This is a genomic window from Microcoleus sp. FACHB-1515 (assembly GCF_014696105.1).
Classification (GTDB): Bacteria; Cyanobacteriota; Cyanobacteriia; order Elainellales; family Elainellaceae; genus JAAUTJ01.
Map to the genome: position 1 here is coordinate 39,648 of NZ_JACJPO010000017.1, position 15,637 is coordinate 55,284.

A 15,637-nucleotide genomic window follows, 5' to 3' on the forward strand; every position below is an offset into this window, starting at 1 on the left:
TTGACTCGAAAGCGGCTTTAATGATGATTTGCTCCTAGAAGATAAATCTGCATAAAATTACGAAGCTCAGTTGATTTTGATCGACTGACGATCGCCCTAATCTACCGGAGTTTTTGATGTCAACTACGCTCTTTTCAACGCTGACGACGATTCACGGTGAGCCTGCGGTTCCGCTCGATCAAATGCCGTCAAGCTGGCAGCGAATCGCAACGGCAAACTGGCTGACCGAGCCGCAAGTTTACACGGCAATGGCGCAGGTATTTCTGGCAAAAAATCGCGGCGGATGTACGCTATTTTTGGAGCGATCGGACAGCGAACATTTGCAGGAAGCATATCGAGAAGGCAACGGCAAACTGGCTTGGGAAGCAGTGAGTCATTTTGGCGAAATGTTTTTGCCCGAAAATTACCCGGATTTTCAGGTAATCCGCGATCGCGCTCAACAGCTTGACCAAACGGACGATCGCCTCGCCCTGGTTGCGATTGTCAGCGAGCTTTTTGATCGGTTGGGTTACGATGTGCCTGCGACATTCTACTGGACATTTTTGCATCCGCTGGAGCGAGCAAATTTGTTTGAAGTGCGATCGTTTCGGTTTAGCGAGCAGGATTTGGCGATCGCTCGTCAGTTTGATGCGATTTTGCACGGCGGCTATGTGTCAATGCTGCGGCGTTTGATTGACAGTATTTCGAGCCGACATGGATTTTTTATTGAGCATGGCTGCGGCTGCGAAAATCATTTGGCGAAGCTCAAGCCTTGCGATTCTGCGTTTGAGTATGAAATTCCGATCGAGTCGCGCCGTAAGACGCTGCGGGCGTTTTTGTGGAGCGTGATGGAAGAATTTTTGCTGTTTGAATTGCGATCGGCCACTCGGTTAGTTTATGCTGAACGGTTTGATTTTTGATTAAGAACTCCACTTCCATCTTCCACAGACGATCGTTATCTCGATCGCCTGTGGAAAGAATTAGCATTGATAGGAGCAGTCTAGAGTAAGCAGAACGTTGCTGTCGGAAATCGGGCGATGTCTCCTGTGTTTCGGTAGACAATCCAAGGGCAGCTATTTCGATGCAGCAGTGAGCCTTTTTCCGTGACGCAGATGGCGACGGATGCATCTTCGCTAGGACCGCGAAACAGTGTGGCAAGCTGGCGATCGCTTCCACCCAAATCAAACTGATTGCAGGAAATTAGTTCCTCAACAAAAATAAATTTCTTCTGATGGCGATCGCAGTAATTCTGAATGGCAATCAGTTGGTTTCTGATTTCGCAAAGACAAGCCTCAGCGGGCAAGGTTTGAGCTGTCCAGAGGGCGATTTGAATTTTGCGTCGCAGCGTTTGCTTGAACTGCGATCGCGCATTTTGCAAATCGCTAATTTCAGTTTGTACGGCAGTCGTTATCTTCACTGGCATCACCATTTGAAAGAGCTAAAAGTGGTGATGTCCCTGATTGAAGTTGCGATCGAATTGTGCGATCGGCGCGAAGCAGTTGTGCTTAATAAGTTGGTTTGGCGTCAATCGCTGTGACGGGAAAGCGAAGTTCAAATGGTTCGCTGCTTTGGGTTTGACCAGAGAGAACAACGGTATAAGAACCGGAAGTTGGAAAGGTTAGTTCTGTGGCGATCGCTGCTTTGCCTTCACGTGTGCTGCTGCTCAGCGGCAGATTGTGGAGGATGACGCGATCGCGAAAGTCGCGCACGCTGATTTGACAGTTGCAGTTTGCAAGTGAAACAGGTTGGTCGTTCTTTTCAGTTAATAAAAATTGCGTTGCACTGGGTCTTCCGGCAGCCGGAGAATTGTGCGAGGAAAAGTGAATGGTTGCGTCTACTCGATCGCGATTGGCAAACTGCTGGTAGGCAATTGCAGGCACAATAAACGGGGCAATTGCCAATGTGCTGAGGCTCAGAAATAGCGTGGGAATGATTCGATCGTGCATTGCAATTTCTGTTGGGATATAGATGTACGGATGCGCTGATGGTCGGGGGGGTCAACAAAAGATTAGCAAGCGATCGAATTAGCGCACGGCTCGCATCCGATCGATCGCTTTGGTAAGTTCTTCGGTAACGTAGCTGATTGGAGCGCGTTCGCGCACTCGAATGTTTGCCACCAAAGTCATACCGGGGACGAGAACAAACTGTTCGGATTGCTGCTGCAAAAACTGCTGATCGAGGCGAACTTCAACTGGGAAAACGGTTTGACCAGGCGTTTGCGTTTCGGTGGCGACCGCTTCGCTTCCCACTTTCGTAACCACGCCATCGATCGATCCAAATTCGGTGAACGGAAAGGCATCGACGCGCACATCAACAGGCATTCCAACCCGAATGTTGGCAATGTCAGCGTTGGCAACTTGAACGCGGGCAATCAGCGATTCGTTGGGAACCACTTGCAGCAGTTCTTGTCCGGGCTGGGCAACGACCCCCGGAAGTTTGGCCTGCAAGTCGAAGACGACACCATCGGCAGGAGCGCGGAGGTCTTGCTGGTCAAGGTCAGCTTTGACCTGCTCTAGCTGCGAATTCACCTGGATGAGTTGGCGCTGGCTGGATTGAATGGTGTTGTCAAATTCGGCGTCGAGTTCGCTAAGCTGCCGCTGCAAGTCTTGGTAGACGGCGGCGACGACCTGACGACCTTCGACTTGCGCTTGAAGCTGACTAAGCTGTAGGTTGCGCCGCTGAAGACGGTCTTGATTCAGTTGGCTTTGCAGCGTGTTGACATCAACGGTGCGCCGCAGGAAATCCGTGCGGGAAATTGCGCCCTGGCTCAAAAGCGGCTGAAGCTGCGTTAGCAGTTCGCGCTCGACTTGTGATTGATATTCGCGCTCGTTAATTTGCGTGTCGATTCCGGCAATCTGCGTGTTCAAGCTTGATCCGGCAAGCTGGTTGAGGGCAAGGCGATCGCGAATTTGCCGCTGAAACAGTTCATAGCGCTGTCGCTGTTGGGCACTCAGTCCGCTGGGGTTGCCGTTGAGCTGGGCAACGAGCAGCATTCGGTCTTGAGCGCGGTGAATCAGTTCGGGCGATACTTTGACCTGATTGGCAACGGAATCGATCGAGCCACCGCGTCTGGCTGTTCGCAGGACAGCAATTTCGGCAACAAGCTGTTCTTGCTGCGGCAGCAGGGCTTTGAGCTGATTCAACTGCGCGGTTTTGTCAAGCTGCATCAGCAGTTGTCCTTGATCGACCTGTTCGCCTTCGCGCACGAGGACAGCCGTGACAACGCCGCCGACTCGCGACTGGATCGCCTGTGACTGCGAAATTGGCTCTAGCCGCCCTTTGGCATCGACGACGACATCGACTCGCGCCACGATCGACCAAACTGCACCTGCGGTTAGACCCAGCAAGATGACTTGTGTTAAGCGCAGTGTCCAAGGTGCAGGCTGGGGCAGGTTCAGCGCGCTGTCATCCAAGTCTGCTTCGACGCGATCGATCGTTTGCTGATAGCGCGATCGCATCCAACCGACCGGACTGGTGAACCATTGGTGTAAGGACATGAGTTACCTCAGAATGTTCAAGAGGACGTGACAAGTCAAACGCGAGACTGCTGAGCATACAGGCAGTAGTAGCGCTGACGGCGTGCCATCAGTTCTTCATGAGTGCCTTGTTCAGCGAGAACGCCAGATTCCATGTAGAGAATGCGATCGGCACTCGTGACGGAACTGAGGCGATGGGTGATGAAAAAGCAGGTGCGATCGCTCAATCGTTTGATCAAGTTGTCGCAGACGCGCCGTTCGGTTTCGTAGTCGAGGGCGGATGTGGCTTCATCGAAAATTAAAAGGCGGGGATTGCGGGCAATGACGCGGGCGATCGCGATTCGCTGCCGTTGTCCGCCAGAAAGGGCTGCACCCCGTTCGCCCACCTGAGTGCTGTAGCCTTCCGGCAATTGCATGATGAAGTTGTGGGCGTCGGCAACTTCGGCAGCGGCGATTACGGTTTCATCAGGCAAATCTTGGAACAAAGCAATGTTGTCGCGGATCGTGCCTTCAAACAGAACGGCATCTTGGGGGACGATGCCGACTTGGGAGCGCAGAGAGTCAAGGTTGACTTTGTTCACGTCGTAGCCGTCGATCGTAATCATGCCGGATTGGGGAACGTACAGGCGCGGCAAGAGTTTGAGCAGCGTGCTTTTGCCGGAACCGCTTTGACCGACGATCGCCACAAATGATCCGGCGGGAATGTCTAGGTCTACGTTTTGAATCTGCTGCTGTCCTGGCTTGAAGCCAAAGCTGACGCCGTGATACTGCACGTCGCCTTGCAGCGGTGGAAGCTGGAGGTGAACGTCATCTTCAGGGAGCGCTTCGGCGGGCGTGTTCATGATGTCGGCCAGCAGTTCGATCGACAAGGAGGTTTCCTGGACGCGCTGCCACAGTCCGGCTAGTCTGAGCAATGGGCCAGTGACGTAGCCGTTGAGGATGCGAAAGGCAATCAGGCCGCCCAAGGTGAGTTCGCCCTGCAAAACTGCGCCTGCACCGACCCAAAGCACCAGCAGGTTGCTGATGGTGCTGAGGAACTGACTGAACGAGGAGAAAAGCGTGCTGACGGTGGCGGTGGTGAATCCGGTACTGAGGTAGCGGACGTAGCGATCGCGCCAGGTCGTTTCCACCAGCGATTCCATGTGCTGCGCTTTGACGGTGAAAATGCCGCCGAGAATTTCGATCAGGTAGGACTGCACTTTTGAGTTGCGATCGGCTTTGGCGCGAATCAGCTTTTGCTGAATAGCGGCAACCAGCAGCGTGGAGGCGATGACAACCGGAACCGTGAGCAACACGCAGATCGTCAGGCGGACACTGTAGAGGAACATGACGCCGATGTAGAGGACGGAAAAAATCACGTCCAAGACAACGGTGAGCGAGGTTCCGGTGAGAAACTGACGGATGTTTTCCAGTTCCGAGAGGCGGGCGGCCAGTTCACCGACGGGACGCTTCTCAAAAAAGGTCAGCGGCAATCTCAGCAGATGGCGAACAATTTCGCTGCCCAGCAGCAAATCGACACGATGTGTGGTGCTGGCGAACAGGTACATCCGCACGATCGTCAGAACGCCTTCCAGCGAGGCAAACAGCACCATCAAAATTCCAAACGTGGTCATTGCGTCGAGATTGGCGCTGACGATCACGTTGTCGATCACCTGCTGAACCAGCAGCGGATTGGCTAAGCCCAAAAGCTGAACGAACATTGAGGCGATCAGCACTTGCACCAGAACGCTGCGATGTTTGGCGAGAGCGGGAATAAACCACTTGAAGCCAAATCGATCGATCGGCGTTTGGGCCTGCCTCGACAGCACGATCGCTCGACAAATCGGCAAGCCGCCATCGGAAACCGGAGCAAGACGGGTGGCAAAGTCTTTGGGAGAAAGCCGCAGTAGGCCAGTGCGGGGGGAACCGATCGTCACGGTCGATCGATTGGCTTCGTGCAGCACGACAAATACGTCGCGATAGTAAATCAGGGCGGGCGTTTCGAGGCGATCGAGTCCACCGGGAGACGGCGTAAACCGCACCATGTCGGCTTCCAGGCCGATCGCTTGTCCGATGCGGACGCACAAGTCATATGGATCGAAGTCGTCGAGGGTTTGCACAGAGTCGGGACTGCCGAATCGCTCGGTGAGCCAGCGACGCAGGGAATCATGACGGTACGGCACCTGCAAGCGATCGCACACCATCCCGAAGCAGGCCACCAGGTCTTCGATCGGGTTGGGGACGGGCGATTTGCGGATGGGGAAGTGTTTGCTGGCAGTGGGAGGAAGCGTTGGGGGTTGAGGGGGGGCGGGTGGAGATTGAGGATTGGGGGCTAGGGGTGGCGAGTTGGGGGGAACGACTCCCTGCAAGATGGCGGCAAGGAAGGCTCGATCGATGCCCAGTAGTCGCACAGGGAAGGGAGACGATCGAATGGGGGAAAGCTGGTCGGGTGCGGCGATCGTGCTGCCAATCGGCAGATCAAGCGGTGCGCCGCCGCTGTAGAGCCAGGTGCGATTTTCGCTGGGGGTTTGGAGGTGAAACTCGCCGTCAGCAGGACGCCAGTTTTGAACGATCGCACTGTGTTCGCGATCGATTTGCGCGACGATTGCTTTAAGCTGCTTGTCGGAAAAATGAGTCGGCATTTTTGCCAAAAAGCCTGAGAGCGTGTCGAATAGCTCTAGCGGGCTGGGCTGGGCGAAATGCGAAAGCAGATCGAGGGCGATCGCTTCAAATTCGTCGGCAGGCAACGCGATCGTCAACACTTCTTCCACATCGGGCGTGGCGGCAGCGCGGATGGTTCCGGTCGCAACGCGCCGCAACAAGCTGTCCCAACCGATCAGCGTGCCTTTGCCTGCAACGGCGATCGTCGGCTGCTCTGGCGTGGTGGCAAGAATTCGCACTCGTCCCTGGAGGATGAAATGAACGGCGATCGGCAATTCTCCGGGCGCATAGATCACCTGCCCAAATCGAAAGGCGCAGAGTTGCAGCTTTTCGCTGAGGCGCTTTTGCAGCTTCTCGGAAAGCTGATTGAACGGCGGGCTGGCGAAAAATTCAGGCAAATGCGCTTGAATTGCAAGGTCAACTGAAGTCATGCTGTGGCTTCCTCCGGCACTCCATAGGCGATCGCATCGGGCGTATTGAGCAAGGCTTTCACCTGTGCTTGAAGCCACTGGCTGTACAGTTGGTCAATTAGCGAAGCGCGGGTGCGATCGTTGAGGTTGGCTTCGCTGCGTCCGTCGAGCCGCACGATCCAGTAGGTGTCGTCGATCGCGATCGGTTCGCACACCTGACCGAGCGTTTGGGCGCGAAGCTGATTGGCGATCGGTTCGGGCAAGGTGGAAAGCGGCACCGGGCCAATGCGTCCGCTGTTGCTGCGGTCGATCGCATATTGCTGGGCGAGTGGTGCGAAGTCCATTTCGTCGTCGCGAAGCTGAAGATAAAGCTCTTGTGCTAAGAGAAAATCGTTGGTTTGCAGCAGCGAAAATTCGACTTGATCAAAGCTGGATTTGTTTTGCAAAAAGGTGGATTCGACGTTTGGCGCAAATCGAATTTGCTTGAACTTTTCGATTCGCATTTGTCGAATCATCACGTTTGTTAGATAGGTGGGCGTCACGTTTTTGAGTTCGCACCACTGAAGCAAAAAGCGATCGAAGTCTTCGGGCATGGGCAGGTCTGTCGAGCCGATTAGCGTTTGAAACACTTCTTGCTGCGACAGGGGAACTTCTGCGATCGCCGCATCGACCAGTATTTGTCCGACCAGCGGTTCAAGCAGTTCATACTGAACCAGGGCTGCAATGATTCGATCGCCATCAAGCAGGCGATCACCAATTTTCAAGTAGGAATTCATGGCCGCAGGAGAGGAAGATGGCGCGAACAAGCTGCATGAAATGGACGCAGAACGATGAGCGGGCGATGCCGTTGAAGCTGCTTTGACGCAATATGAGGACTTGTGAATCGATCGGGGTCAGCGTTTAACTTGCCTAGCAGTCAATGTCCTGGGTCTAAGCAGTTGGATTCAAGCGAGCCGAAACGGTGCAGAATGTCGCCTTCGCTCAAGTAAGCTGTCGTAATCTAGCCCGGATTAATTGGAACTAGATTTTGAGCAGCGGTTCTAACTAAATTCTGGTAGATGCTGGATTGCTCCAGGCACTCGACAGTTTAGCATTAAGTTTTGAAATGTCACCACTCTTTTGTAATTGGAATTTAAAGTTTTCAGCGGTTCCAATTTACAGAAATTTTGCCTATATGTAAAAAAACTACTCTGATTTAGCGAACGACTACTGAGATCCTTCTATAAATCAGTCGCTAGCATCATGAGATTTTCGAGGCTGAGCGGGTTTTTACCCTGGTCGATCGATCGTTTAGAGACTTTGCGTGTAAAAAAGAACAAGGTCTGAAAATATTTCTGGGTTCTTCTGGTTGGCGAAATGCGATCGCTTCTTTATCTTGGTATGAGGAAAACGAAAAAATGCTGTGCCTGTCGCAGAATGCAGGTGCAACCAGGCAAGTTAGGGTGTAGATAAGACGCTGCGTCACTCTTGTGCAGTGCGGGCAATTTCAGTCAATCTCGATATTTTGCGTAATCGATCGCGATCGGGCGGCAGGAGCTTGTTCTCTCCATGTTCACGTCCTCGCAGGTCATCGCGCTTGTCCGGTGAGCCTACCCTCTACCGCTTGCAGCCAACTGGCTGCTCAAAATCGACTGACTCCCGCGCTGCTGCTTATTTACTGACAAGGAGTTTGTCATGACGGAATTTTCAGATACCTCTCTCAAGGGACTCGACTCGCTGCTGGGTCTGCTGGAACAAGCCGACCTAACGCGAGCCGCTGTCCGCAACAGCCGCCGATTTCGCGGAACGGCAAAAGCCGAGATTATCAGCGGAAATCAAGTTCGCAACCGGGTGGAAGCAGGCCGGGGCAACGATGTGATCCTGGGCAAGGATGGCAACGATCGCCTCGGCGGTGACGCGGGAAACGATCTGCTGTTTGGGGGAGTTGGTGATGACAGGCTGGACGGCGGCAACGGTCGCGACTTGCTGTTTGGGGGACTGGGCGATGATGTGCTCAAGGGCGACGGCGGCAACGACACGATCGATGGTGGTGCAGGCATTGACCGAATCAACGGCGGCAACGGTGGCGATACGATCGTCGGCGGTGCAGGCGTTGACACTTTGACTGGCGGCGCAGGCAAAGATCGGTTTCTCTATAACGGCGATTTGTTCGCGAACGGCATCACGACGCGCGGCGGCGGCACTGGAATTGATGTGCTGGGCGCGGCAGATGAAATTACAGATTTTGCGGTCGGTGAAGACCAGTTTGTGTTCGACGCGCAAGACTTGAACATCGGCACCAAGACGTTTCAAAAAGGTGAGGCGGCACAGTTGGCCGATGGCAATGTGCTGGTTTTGACGAATAGCTTGCCAAATGCGGCGGCAGCAGCAGCAGCGATCGCCAGCAATGAAAACATCACGACGGGCGCGGGCGTGTTCGTCTACTTCAACAGCACATTGGGCATTTCTCGGCTGGTTTACTCGACCGATTTGGCAAACGGTGGCGACATCAGCGTGCTGGCAAATCTGCGAAATCAAGCGGGTGCAACCGGACTGGCAAATCTTGCCAATTTTGACGCCGAGGATTTTGTGCTGGTTGGCGCGAACGGAGGCGCTTTGCCGGATAGCCTCAATCTGGTGGGCACGGCGGCCAATGATACGCTTGCGGGCGGTGATGGAAACGATGTGCTGACTGGTTTTGCAGGTGCGGATGTGCTGACCGGAAATGGCGGGAACGATCGCCTCGTCGGTGGCGATGGCGTGGATACGCTGACGGGCGGTGCAGGTCGCGATCGCTTTGTGTATGAAGGCAATCCGTTTGCGAACGGAACGCCTACCGCAACGCCTTCGGGCATTAACGTGCTGGGCGCGGCAGATGGCATTGCTGATTTTTCGATCGCGGAAGACCAGTTTGTTTTGGATAGCGCTGATTTGGGCATCAATGCAATTACGTTCCAAAAAGGTGCTTCCGGGCAGCTTGCCAACGGCAATGTGCTGGTGCTGACGGATGCGTTTGCAAACGCAGGATTGGCGGCATCTGCGATCGCCAACAATGCTAGCATTACGGCAGATGAAGGAGTGTTTGTCTACTTCAACAGCACGCTCGGCATCACGCGGATGGTGTATTCCGAAGATCTCGGCGGCGGCGGCGATATTAGCGTGCTGGCAAACCTGAATAATCAATCGACCGCAGCCGGAGGACTGGCGAACACGGCCAGCTTTACGGCCAGCAATTTCACGCTGGGGTAGCGGTAGCTGCTCAAATGTTTCTCTCGATGGGTTCGATCCGGGTGCATCTTTTTTCTCACGGTTTTTTGCCGACTGTTTTTTGCCGGAGGTATTTGTGCTTATGGATCGTCGGGTATTCGGTGGTGGAGCGATCGTTTGCTCTGCGATGGTGCTCTGGTCGCAGCCGTCTGCACCAGATGCTCAAAAAACTTCTGAATGTGATGAGGGCACAACGGCTTGCACGGCGACGACGGCGCGACCCGCCCAGCCGCAACCCAGCATTTTGCCACCTGACATCAACCGAGCGATCGAGTCGCTGTCCAATTGGGGTGGAGGGGCAGGAGCGCGTCTGCCAGATTCGATGGAAAGCGTGTATGCTGACCTGCTGGAACGGGGGCAAGCCGCAGCCAGCGAAAGCAAGCTGTCGATCGCGCTGTCAACGGTGTCGGGCATTCCAACCAATAGTCAGCACTATGCAAAAGCCAGTCAGCTTCGAGAAAGCTGGGCGCAGGAATTGCTAGAGCGGGGAAACAGTCAGTATCAGCAAGGCGATATGGGTATGGCACTGTCGATGCTGATTGCCATTCCGCCAACGAGCGATCGATATGAGCGAGCGCAAGAACTGCTGGAGCGCTGGAGTCAGCAGGCGGTCTTGCTGAATCGGGCGGAAGCGGCGAGGAAAGAGGGCGACTGGCAAAGCGTGATGGCGGCGATCGAGTCGCTCGAAGGTACGCCGATCTATGACAGTCTTCCGGTTCAGCAGTTGTTGCAGCAATCGATTTATCGCGCTTATGGCTCTGACGCAGCGCTGAGGCAGCTTACTGATTCTTCTGCTGCCAACGGCAGTGTGATTCCTGCCATTCCCACCGATCAGGCTGCCATTTCGACGGAACAAGCTGCGCCCAATGCGGCGCTGCCCAATCTGCCTGACCTGCCGATCGATGTGAATCAGGCACTGGTTTGGGCGCAACCGAGTTCTCCTGTGACTGCGCTGCCGCAACCTGTGCCGATGCCGATCGCCCCGTCGCGCAGGGCAACGCCTCAGCCGCCCGCAGCCACACCAATGCGTGCAACCGCACCCGCTGTGTCAGGATCAATCGCACCACCAGAATCGATGACGACTGCCACGATCGACAAAAACGCGACGAGTGAGCGATCGCGCCCCAGTTTAAGCGACAATCACAATGCTCTGGTCGATCCGAAACTGACCAAGTAACGCTTGGTGGCGGTTGTGATCGCGCAATATCAGCGTTTCATGGGCGACGGCGAGAACCTTGTTCGCGTTGCCCGTGAAACGCTGTTTCAATTCAAGCTTTTTTCCCATCGATCGACTCTGCTTTCAAGCGCGACTTGCTAAAGCAGAATGCGGAATTGATGTTTCATATTGTTGCTTATAAACACTACTTTTTGAACTCAAATTGTGAGATCGAAGTTTAACAGGATAGAAATTCAACAATTGAAAAACACCTGATTGAAAGTCGCTTGAAGATTGTCGAATCCTCGATCCTTCCGCCGCATTGCTGAAGTCTAGATCTTGAGTTGCGATCGCAGCGGAGGCGTCTAGTTGCAACAGTTCTTTATCTTGTCGATTCGACTTGCTCAGCAGCAAGCGATCGGCTGAAGCGATCGACTTGGCAGCAAGTTTACTGTCGCTTCTCTACCACTTTGAGAAAACTCTGTCAACAGCAAGATCTGACATTTCAGCGGAATTTTGATCAGATTTCGCTAAGATTTCACTTATTTTCGCAATTTGACACAATCGATGGAATGGCGGATGTGACCTTTTGGCAGGTCTTCTACTGTTGTTTGTGACAACGAAACCCAGTCTCGTTTCTAGACCAGGTTTAATGCTCCTGTTCCCAGGTTCATTTCGGATGGCCTTGGGACGGGAGTTTCCTAAGCTCAGAGCAATGCTGTCTTCTATCCAGATTTGAAGTTTTTTAGCTGATTTTGATTCGCTCGATCTCCCCATTAACCCCAAAATTTGTAGCGGAAGCATCGTTATGAACAAAGCTCGTAAACTATCTCAACCTCAGCGCGTTCCGTTTGCGTCTCTTGCCGTTTTGCTAGCCCTGACGATCGCTCCAGCAGCTTCGTTCCCGATTCGTCCGGCAATCGCTCAGTCTGCTCAAACGACTTTTTCACTACCTTCTACGGTTGCAGAAGGAACGACGGTGCGAGTGGATGGCTCTAGCAGCATGGCGAAAATTAATGAAGCGCTTAAAGAACAATTTGAAGCGCAATATTCCGGTACAACCGTCAACATCAACACTGGCGGAACAAGCGCTGCGCTGCAAAGTTTGCTGGCGGGCGACATTGATGTTGCGGCGATCGGGCGTCCGCTGACGGAGGCAGAAAAGGCGCAAGGACTCGTGGCTGTTCCGGTCACGCGCAACAAAATTGCGATGATTGTTGGACCAAATAATCCGTTTGCGGGCAGCTTGACGATCGACCAGTTCGCGAGAATGTTTCGAGGCGAAATTACCAACTGGGCGCAGGTCGGCGGCACGGCGGGGCCGATCCGCTTTGTCGATCGCCCAGAAACCAGCGATACGCGCCAAGCGTTCCGGAACTATCCGGTTTTCCAAAATGCACCGTTTCAAACGGGAGCAACTGCAATCACGGCGTCTGAAGACAGTACGGATGCCGTGATTGCAGCGTTGGGCAACGATGGCATCAGCTATGCGATCGTCGATCAGGTGACGGGTCGATCGGATGTGAAGATTGTCAGGATGCACGACACGCTGCCGACCGATCCGCGCTATCCGTTCTCACAACCGCTGCTCTACGTCTACAAAGGACCAACGCCCAATCCGGCAGCGCAAGCGTTTCTCGGCTACGCCACCAATCCGAATAATCGCCAAGCCGTTGAAGCAGCACGGCAGGCAAACGCTGCTGTCATTGCTTCACCTGCGGCTCCTGAAGCTGTTTCCCCTACTGCCTCGCCCGCCGCAGCCGCTGCACCTACAGCCGCCGCTTCACCGGAACCGACGACGATCGCTGCGGCACCGACTGCCGATGCTGATCCGGTCGGCAGAGGAGCTTGGTGGTTGGGCTGGCTGGCGATTCCGCTAGTGGGCGGATTGCTCTGGTGGCTGCTCAAGGATCGAGCGGGTGAGGTGGCTGCGCCGATCGCCGCTTCGGGGGCAGCAGCGATCGCGCCTGCGGAGAGCCGCATGATTTTGACGCCGCGCAACTGCAAACAAGCTTATGCGTACTGGGAAGTTCCCGATGCGGTGCATGAAGATTTTCGGCAGCGGGGCGGACGGCGGCAGATGGTGCGGCTTTACGATGTCACGGACATTGATTTGAATCGTCAATCGGCGCACAGCTTCAAGCAGTTTGATTGTGATGCACACGCGCAGGATTTGCATGTTCCCGTGCCGATCGACAATCGCGATTATGTCGCAGAACTGGGCTATCTGACCGGAGAAGGCCAGTGGCTCAAGGTGGCGCGATCGAGTCATGTTCGCGTTCCTGCCTGTCAGCCCAGCGGTGAACCTGTGAAAGCGGCTCCTCGCGCTGCGATCGCAACGGATGAAGCAACGGTGCGTCCGTCTGTTCCGGTGGCTGCTGGAATAGCTGCTGGCGTTGCTGCTGCGGGTGTGGCTGCGCGATCGCTGGTGAATCAGCCTGCGGTTGACAAAAATAGCCGCATTGTTCTGACCCCCCGCAGTGATAAGGAAGCCTATGCCTACTGGGAAGTTTCAAACGAACACAAGGCGGATTTGCGTCAGCAGGGCGGACAAAAGCTGATGCTGCGCGTTCACGATGCCACCAATGTCGATCTCGACATCCACCCGCCAGTCAGCACTCAGACTTTTGCTTGCAGCGAACAGCAGCAGGATTTGCATGTTCCAATTCCCGTCAGCGATCGCGACTATGTGGCTGAGCTAGGCTACGAAACGCAGGACGGAAACTGGTTGCGACTGGCGCGATCGACTTCTGTTCATGTGCCCTCGGCACGGCTGCAAGCGTCAGCGGCCACTCCGATTCCAGCGGCTGCACCTGCCGGAACGTCAACGGTTAGCAAGGTTGCCAGCTTGGGAGGTGCGGCGATCGCGACTGGTGCGACGGCAACCGCTTTTGGATATGGCAAAAACGTTTCCGATCGAGGCGCAGCAAATCGCACTCATGATGAAATGCATGAGCTAGTGGTGGACAGCCGGAAGAACTGCTTTTTGATTGAGCCTGACTCGATGGCGAGGCTGCAACAGCAAACGGCGGTGGCAAAAGTGCTTCAGCCTGGCGTTCACACGATCACGCTCAAGAGCGGTGAGTTTGACTATCGTGCCTCGTCGGGACATCCGGGCGAACCGATCGTGCTGCTGTGGCTGTATGGCGGCAGAGTGGTGAATCGCGCCACAAATATTGAAGTGGGCGCAACCTGGTCATCGCTGAACGGACTGGGCGATCAGATGGTGGTCGAAGTTCGCGAAACAACAACGCTCAACGCCTTTTTCTTCGATACGCATCTTAATGACAACGAAGGGGAAGTGACTCTGACGGTTGAAAGCCAAGATGCGATCGATACGCTGCTGGTGCACAGCCAGCGCAACTGCTACTACATTCATCCAGAGGCGATGCGGAAGCTGGAGCAGGAAACTTCGGTTTCTCAAACGCTGCCTCCGGGCGCTTACAACGTTCGCATTAAGAGCGGCGCGTTTGGCTATCGCACTGAGGACAATTATGCAGGTGAGCCGATCGTGCTGCTGTGGATTTATGGCGGCAAATTTGTGAACCAAAAAACGGATGTGGAAGTTGGAGCAACTTGGTCATCGCTGAATGGCTATCGCGACACGCTCAAGCTGGATGTTCGCGAGACCACGACGCTTTGCGCTTTTTTCTTCGACACCCATCTTGAAGATAACGAGGGACAAGTTGTCCTTTCTTTGAGCCGTCTTTAGCGGGCGATCGAGACGGAAATTACTTTCCTCATTCGGCATAGGGGCGAGTGACAAACTGCCCCTGTACAAACCGAAACGACTGCTGCGATCGAACAGTGAACAACTACTTTGGTTAAACATCATGGGACTTTTCTTTGACGTATTGAGCGCGATCAACAATCCGAATCAGCAAGCTTCTGTTTCTCAGCTTGAATCGATTACGAATTCAATTCAGCAAGTGGCATCGAGCCAAGGATTTGATGCGGCTAAAACGCAATCAGTTCTATCTGCTTTGGGATCGGTTTTGCGTCCAACCTTGGCACAGCAACAGGGCGTGATGGGCAGCAATCAGCTTGAAGATTTGCTCGGTCGAGTTGGTGCAGGGACAAACACTGCTGCGATGTCTTCGCTATTTCCGCCGCAGATTCAACAGCAGTTGATTCAAGGGGTTGCTCAGAAAACTGGAATCAGCCCGAATCTGCTGCAAAGCATGTTGCCGACGCTGATTCCGGCGGTGTTGGGTTTGCTGGGCATGGGCGCAAGCAAGCCAGGAGCACCCGGCGGCAATCCACTTTTGACTGCATTTTTGAATGGCGATCGCGATGGCAATACAAACCTGGGTGACGTGTTCAAATTTGCCAGTCGTTTTCTCAGTCCGGCTCAAGTCTAAGTGCTAGATTGTGACTGCAGTCAATGTAGGAGCTTAGAGATGCTAGGCTCCTACATTTGCTTGCAAAGTTGAGGCTCAAGCAGCGGCGATCGCGCGACGACCTAGCAATTTCTTTGATAGTTTTGCTTCGATTTCATGCTCGTATTAAGCATGATTTGAGTCAGGCTTTTGTCGATCGAGTTCTCCTAATTGTCTTAACTGTCTAGGTAGTAGTTGTCGGCTCGATCGAATCTTCAGTCTATTTGCTTATCTTTCCTACAGGCAGCCTAAATAGGATGTGAACAAATGGTAGGCTGAGGGTGTGCCTCAAACTCTACCCTCTCAGACAATGGAAACGCTCGAACAGTTTATTCAAAGTAACCCACATAC

General features: G+C 54.0%; 10 protein-coding genes. 5 read left to right on the top strand and 5 right to left on the bottom strand.

Annotated features, from left to right (window positions below; translation table 11 throughout):
- Nucleotides 1-116: 116 nt before the first annotated feature.
- Entirely contained in the window at nt 117-899 is a 783-nt protein-coding gene (locus H6F67_RS04480; RefSeq protein WP_190763754.1) for a hypothetical protein, read from the top strand.
- An 80-nt stretch (nt 900-979) separates the two neighbouring features.
- Here H6F67_RS04480 and H6F67_RS04485 read toward each other — a convergent pair whose 3' ends face one another.
- The 5 genes from H6F67_RS04485 to H6F67_RS04505 form a co-directional block, all read right to left on the bottom strand.
- Entirely contained in the window at nt 980-1,396 is a 417-nt protein-coding gene (locus H6F67_RS04485) for a hypothetical protein (protein WP_206753886.1), read from the bottom strand.
- A gap of 88 nt (nt 1,397-1,484) precedes the next feature.
- The gene (locus H6F67_RS04490) at nt 1,485-1,925 is read right to left on the bottom strand and encodes a hypothetical protein (RefSeq protein ID WP_190763758.1); all 441 of its coding nucleotides are present in this window, start codon (nt 1,923-1,925) and stop codon (nt 1,485-1,487) included.
- Between the two features lie 78 nt (nt 1,926-2,003).
- Nucleotides 2,004-3,476, bottom strand: a complete 1,473-nt coding sequence (locus H6F67_RS04495; RefSeq protein ID WP_190763761.1) for an HlyD family type I secretion periplasmic adaptor subunit — start codon at nt 3,474-3,476, stop codon at nt 2,004-2,006.
- A gap of 35 nt (nt 3,477-3,511) precedes the next feature.
- Entirely contained in the window at nt 3,512-6,526 is a 3,015-nt protein-coding gene (locus H6F67_RS04500) for an ABC transporter transmembrane domain-containing protein (protein WP_190763763.1), read from the bottom strand.
- Entirely contained in the window at nt 6,523-7,281 is a 759-nt protein-coding gene (locus H6F67_RS04505; RefSeq protein ID WP_190763765.1) for a peptidylprolyl isomerase, read from the bottom strand. The genes H6F67_RS04500 and H6F67_RS04505 overlap by 4 nt, the downstream gene beginning before the upstream one ends.
- Nucleotides 7,282-8,179: 898 nt before the next feature.
- On the opposite strand from H6F67_RS04505, the gene H6F67_RS04510 reads away from it, so the two are divergent.
- From H6F67_RS04510 to H6F67_RS04525, 4 genes are all read left to right on the top strand, one after another.
- Entirely contained in the window at nt 8,180-9,733 is a 1,554-nt protein-coding gene (locus H6F67_RS04510; RefSeq protein WP_190763767.1) for a calcium-binding protein, read from the top strand.
- Between the two features lie 100 nt (nt 9,734-9,833).
- Nucleotides 9,834-10,928: a hypothetical protein gene (locus H6F67_RS04515; RefSeq protein ID WP_190763769.1), complete on the top strand. Its 1,095-nt coding sequence runs from the start codon at nt 9,834-9,836 to the stop codon at nt 10,926-10,928.
- Between the two features lie 787 nt (nt 10,929-11,715).
- Complete coding sequence (locus tag H6F67_RS04520; protein WP_190763770.1) at nt 11,716-14,619, top strand: DUF4912 domain-containing protein; 2,904 nt, start codon at nt 11,716-11,718, stop codon at nt 14,617-14,619.
- Nucleotides 14,620-14,740: 121 nt separating this feature from the next.
- A complete protein-coding gene (locus tag H6F67_RS04525) occupies nt 14,741-15,268 on the top strand; it encodes a DUF937 domain-containing protein (RefSeq protein ID WP_190763772.1) in 528 nt (175 codons plus the stop codon).
- The last annotated feature ends 369 nt before the right edge of the window (nt 15,269-15,637 follow it).